Source organism: Okeania sp. SIO2B9 (assembly GCF_010672505.1).
GTDB classification, from domain to species: Bacteria; Cyanobacteriota; Cyanobacteriia; order Cyanobacteriales; family Microcoleaceae; genus Okeania; species Okeania hirsuta.
This window is the reverse complement of sequence record NZ_JAAHGK010000422.1, coordinates 1-5,541: the sequence shown is the minus strand read 5'-3', so window position 1 is coordinate 5,541 and position 5,541 is coordinate 1. Positions and strand designations below refer to the sequence as shown.

Here is a 5,541-nt window from a genome sequence, read left to right as displayed (position 1 = left end):
CAAAGCGGTCGATCTTCGGAGCTTCCCGTAGGGTGGGATGGCGATCTTCGGAGCGGGTCTGTAAGAACGGGTCTCCTCGCCATATCCAATCGACCAAGAGAGCGGTGCGACCCCGCGACGACGCCAGCTCGCTTCCGGAACGCGCACCAAGAGAAAAGAATGATTTCCGACCTGAAAAATGGTACTGAAACTATTCCCGTGTGACTCGGTCCGACTGAGTTCCCCTCCTGGGAGGGACGGGGGTGGGGTGGGTTAGAGATGGGTTGACTCCTAAGAAATATCCTAGCTATTTGTAGCAAATATTTATTAATTTGGTATAAGAGGTCTAATCTTTTATCATTTTCTTTGTGGGTTTAATACCCCACCGTCAACGGGGGTGTTCACGCATTACTTGGGGGAGCGTAGACGCGGAGCGGCAGGTCGTTGACTATCCCCATGTAATTTTCCTCCTGTCTCCTGTCTCCTGTCTCCTTCTTCAATAAAGCAGAAAAGTTTATTTGAACTGATAGAGTATTTCTCCAAAGTCTCTATTTGACACAATTCTAGGAGCCAGAAATAGGAAAGTTAGTTTTATAATAAATAATTAACTAGATTGTATATCACTATCAATTGCTAGAAATAGGTAATTATGGAAACTATTACTGCTGCTCTTAAGGAGTGGAATATTGCTATTAATACTTTAGAAAAAGGCAACACAATTATGTTGTTAAGAAAGGGTGGTATTCAGGAACAGGGCGGTCGTTTTGCTGTTGCGTATAAACAGGTATTACTCTATCCAACTTTTGAACATCAACAGCCAGATTTACTTAAGCCAGAATATGTAAATCAGGTGCAAGTTGTAGATTCAGGTTGGCATCCTGAGAAGATAAAAATTAGTAGTTTTGCTGAGATTACTCATATTTTGCCAGTGAGTGATGAATCTATCTTAAATAAGTTGTTTGTTTATCATATTTGGAATGAAAAATTTGTCAGCGATCGCCTAAAATGGAAACCTCAACAACCACTGTATATTTTACTTTTAAGAACTTATAAACTTTCCCGAAGCTGTGATTTTTTTTATCGTCGCGAATATGGAAGCTGTCGTTCCTGGATAGAGTTAGTTAGACCAATTAATATTACTAACTCAGTTCCTGTTTTTACTGACGATCGTTATCAAAGTTTATCCACAGAAATTTGTCAGATTTTTACCGAATAATTTAGATTTAAAGTATCTTTTTTCATATACTTCGTAAGAGCATTTAGCCATCAGCTATCAGCTATCAGCTATTAATTTTGGGAAAGGTAAAAGCAACCTTTGAAATTGAGAAAGAATAAAAATTTACTGCCAAAGTCCCCGGACTCAATCTTAGAAGTAATTATTCATTACTAATTGCTGATAGCTGACTGCTAATAGCTGTTTGCGCAGCATTCCGTAGGAAATGCTTACTATACTTCTCTTTCTCTGCTCCCTCTCCCTACTCCTAGTTCCGGTGCTCATTCTTCCATGAATGTAGCAATATTTTATGAAATTGGTATTACAAACTACTGTAAGATAATGAAATTATCATTAATCAAACTATGAATACCAATATTAATTCTCAATATCTGAATCTGGAAAACGCTCGGATTCATTATCTTGAAACAGGCCCAACAAATTCGGTTAGTGTACTTTTGTTACATGGGGCAAGTTTTAGCGCTCAGACATGGCAAGAAATTGGGACTCTTGAACTTTTAGCTATGACAGGTTATCGAGCAGTTGCTGTAGATATTCCCGGGTATGGTCGTTCTAAAAGAACATCAGTTTCTAGCGTAAGTTTTTTACTAGAATTATTAAATATTTTAAAATTAAATCTTCCAGTTTTAGTATCTCCTTCTATGAGTGGAAGTTATAGCTTTCCTTTTGTGATTAATCATGGAGATAAATTAGCAGGTTTTGTCGCGATTGCGACCGTGGGAATTCAACGTTTCCAGAATCAATTAGAAGGAATTGAATTACCCACATTAGCTATTTGGGGAAGTAATGATCGTATAGTTCCTCTAGTACAAGCAGATCTGTTAGTAAAACTAATGCCAAATTCTCAAAAAGTTATTCTAACTAATGCTGGTCATGCTTGTTATATGAAAGAAACGGAAGAATTTCACAAACATTTAATTAAATTTATTGAAAGCTGTAGAAATAAGTAATTTATATAAATATGTAGGGGATGCTCGAAATATAATTAAAATGCTTAAATATGAATTAATTTAGATGATTAAATACTCCTAATATGGTCATTATAAGTAATTTGTAAAAATCTCAAAAAATAGATACAAAATATTTCATTATTCCCCTTTGAATTGTTCCCTTTTTTCAACATTTGTTTTGTAGGATAACCCTAATAATCAATATATTAATTAATATTAATTATAGCAATCCTAAATCATTCGCGATAATTTTATTGCTTTAGTATTTCTCATTGCCTATTCCCTGTTCCCTGTTTCCTAAAATCTACAATATCTCACAACTCAAAAAAGATAAATTCCGACCTAATAAATGGTATCAAAGCTATTTATTCTGTACGTCGCCAATCCGACAGTTCCCCTACCTGAGGAGTGACTCCTAAGAAATAACCTAGTTATATCAAATCCGTTTAATTCGGTATAAAAAAATGTTCCATCTTCAACCATTACCAAATATTTCTCGATATCCCCATCTCCCCATCTCCCCATCTAATTACACCCATGCTACCGGATTTGATATTATTTGTAGCAAATATTTATCAAATTGGTATTATATTCGATTTAATACTTATAGCAGTTTACTGTTTGATCAGGTACAAAATGCTGAAGTATTAGACAACACAAACAAAAGAATAGATTTTAATAGAAAACTGTACCTTACTATCTTGAAAAATGCGGTATAAAAAACTGGTATAGCAGTGGAAGGAAAGGTGAGGACATATCAAAAGCTTAAAACTCAGGCAACGCTAGATTTTTTCTTCTTTCCTAGATAACTAAACGCCTTCTTCCTTCTTCCTTCTGCTATAATAGAGAATAGATGGAGTAGTTTTTTGATAACTAATTAAGCAAACATTATAATGATAATTAAGGATGAATACTACCGTCAGGCATGATTGCACCTTTAAGGTCAGTATCTCGGAAATTTGCAGTGTCCAGTTTCGCACCGCGAAGGTTGACACCACGAAGATTAGCACCTCGTAAATAGGCTTTGCTGAGATTAGCATTCGTAAGATTTGCACCCCGTAAGTCCGCACCTTCGAGAGAAGCTTCCCTAAGATTAGCATTCTTCAAGTAGGCACCCAGTAAATTAGCATTTTTGAGATTACTACCTTCGAGATTAGCACTTTCGAGATCGGCATTTTCTAAATTCACGCTGCGATAGCCATGACCTGTATATCCTGCCAGTATAGCATCTTTAAGATTAGCCTGTTTTAACTTAGCACCCTTGAGATTAACACCATCTAACTTGGCATTCTTCAAATTCGCATTTTCAAGATCGGCATTCTCTAACTCAGCATTAAATAAATTTGCTCCCAAAAGATTAGCATTTTTCAGGTTAGCATTTTCTAGCTTGGCATAACCAAAGTTAGCTCCCCACAAATTAGTATCTCTAAGATTTGCTTGACTCAGGTTCACATTCCACAGATTAGCATACCCTAGATTAGCACTCCATAGGTTAGCAGACTGTAAATTTGCGTATCTGAGTTTAGCACCTCTCAAGTCAGCATTTGATAAATTAGCAGATGAAAGATTAATACCTCCCAAACTTGCTTTCCATAGATCGGCATCTTCGAGGTTAGCATTATTGAGATCGGCACCTTCTAGACTAGCATCTTTGAGGTTGACATTTTTCAAGTTTCCATAAGCTAAGTTAACATTGTTTAACTCACACCGAGGACACTGACCTGTTTGCAATAAAACTTGCTGCAAATGCTGCTTTCTCGCATTAGAACGAGATTTTTCTAGATCTATCTGAGAATTTAACCATTTATTTTCACCCCAGGTTGTTAGTGCTGCTATGGTACTAGAAAATGCTATTAAACACAAACTAATTGTTGCTACTCCAGCAAATATTTTCCTAGTTTTTTTCATCCCAAATTGCATTGTTTTCGTTCTCATATTTTCTCCATCATCAATAGATTTCAGCATTTGGAGAGCAATCTCAGCATTGGGGAAGCGATGTTTTGAATTTGGTTCCAGCATTTTTTTTAGCCAATTAACAAATGCTGGTTCTAGTTTTGGCAGTAATTTCTTAAAATTAATTCGATAGCTATCATCAACTAATTTGCCGATTTCACTGGATTTTGTATTAGTTAATAAACAGATTAAAGTTGCACCTAAACTGTACAAATCTGATGCTTTTGTGAGTTCCCTGTTGAACAATTGTTCTGGTGGCATAAATCCTAAAGTGCCTTTGACTGCACTACTAATTGCTAGATTACCATACCCACTGCGGGCAAATCCAAAATCTACCAGGTAAACTTTTAGTTGAGTAACGTTGCGTTCAACTAAGATATTTTCTGGTTTAATATCCCGATGAATAATTGGTGGTACTTGCTGTTGTAGGTAAACTAAAACTTCTAATACTGATTGAGCAATTTGTTTAATTTCTGCTACTGTCCAATGCTTTGTTGGGTCAAGAGAGGGGGCATTTTTGTACTCTTGTACTAAGCAAAAGCCATTTTCTGTTTCAAATGAATCTAGATAACGTGGAATACTAGAATGATTGAGTTGTTGGAGTAGTTCAATTTCTCGATGATAACTATCATATTCTGCCCAATTGGCAAATTGATATTGTTTAGTTACAACAGGTGTTTTTGTCGTAGTATCAGTTGATAAATAAGTAATGCGACCTCCATTTGGATTACAACCTAGTTCTTGTTGAACTTGATAACGTTGGTTAAAAAACTCTGGCAGATTCGTCATAATTAGTAATTTTTTTAGACCTTTGATACATTGGACAAAAAATTGAACCTTAAATATTGTAGCTTTGAATTAGTAGTTATATTATGTCCATGTCCGGTTGATTACTTATAAATAAAATGACGGGGGAGTCAGGAGTCAGGAGTCAGGAGTCAGCAGGGAAGAAAGAAGGAAGAAGATAAAAGTGGATGAGGATGCTAAAAGAAGCTACTATCCTTTACCTTTAACTATTCCCAAACAATTATAGACACCGAAGCAACTGTTGGTTGTTAAATTTATAATAGACAAAGATAATATTAACAGATTAAGCATCTAATGGATAATAGAATGAACAAAATTTGCCATTTCATTTGACAAGTTTAATATTACTTATCAGTTTTACCAATATCTTATTTTTGTAAGCATTTCCTCCGGAATGCTGCGCAAACAGCCGTCAGCTATCAGCCATCAGCTATTGCTTCTTTTTAGTTATAGATAAAAGCTTTACTAATTGAATAAGAATTAAATTTTAATATAAAAGGCCTTTAAAGTCTATATATTAAGATCCCCTCATAAAAGCTTATAGCTGACAGCTTATAGCAGATGATATCTAAAAATAAGTAAGCATTCAGCTATAAGCTGTCAGCTATAAGCTTTTAA

General features: G+C 35.5%; 6 protein-coding genes. 3 read left to right on the top strand and 3 right to left on the bottom strand.

What is annotated here, in order from left to right; translation table 11 throughout:
• The coding region (locus tag F6K13_RS15980) for a hypothetical protein (RefSeq protein WP_287287823.1) at positions 1 to 299 on the bottom strand (299 nt) is incomplete at its 3' end.
• 88 nt (positions 300 to 387) lie between these two features.
• The gene (locus tag F6K13_RS15975; protein WP_275670446.1) at positions 388 to 522 is read right to left on the bottom strand and encodes a hypothetical protein; all 135 of its coding nucleotides are present in this window, start codon (positions 520 to 522) and stop codon (positions 388 to 390) included.
• 106 nt (positions 523 to 628) lie between these two features.
• Between F6K13_RS15975 and F6K13_RS15970 the strand changes: the two genes are divergently transcribed.
• The 3 genes from F6K13_RS15970 (at position 629) to F6K13_RS15960 (ending at position 2,882) form a co-directional block, all read left to right on the top strand.
• The gene (locus F6K13_RS15970; protein ID WP_124147191.1) at positions 629 to 1,195 is read left to right on the top strand and encodes a DUF1802 family protein; all 567 of its coding nucleotides are present in this window, start codon (positions 629 to 631) and stop codon (positions 1,193 to 1,195) included.
• 362 nt (positions 1,196 to 1,557) lie between these two features.
• Positions 1,558 to 2,163, top strand: coding sequence for an alpha/beta fold hydrolase (locus F6K13_RS15965; RefSeq protein WP_124147190.1), 606 nt, complete (start codon positions 1,558 to 1,560; stop codon positions 2,161 to 2,163).
• Between the two features lie 464 nt (positions 2,164 to 2,627).
• Positions 2,628 to 2,882, top strand: a complete 255-nt coding sequence (locus F6K13_RS15960; protein ID WP_124147189.1) for a hypothetical protein — start codon at positions 2,628 to 2,630, stop codon at positions 2,880 to 2,882.
• 181 nt (positions 2,883 to 3,063) lie between these two features.
• Here the strand turns inward: F6K13_RS15960 and F6K13_RS15955 are convergent, their stop codons facing one another.
• On the bottom strand, positions 3,064 to 4,905 hold the full coding sequence (locus tag F6K13_RS15955; protein WP_287243617.1) for a serine/threonine-protein kinase: 1,842 nt from the start codon (positions 4,903 to 4,905) through the stop codon (positions 3,064 to 3,066).
• Between the last annotated feature and the right edge of the window lie 636 nt (positions 4,906 to 5,541).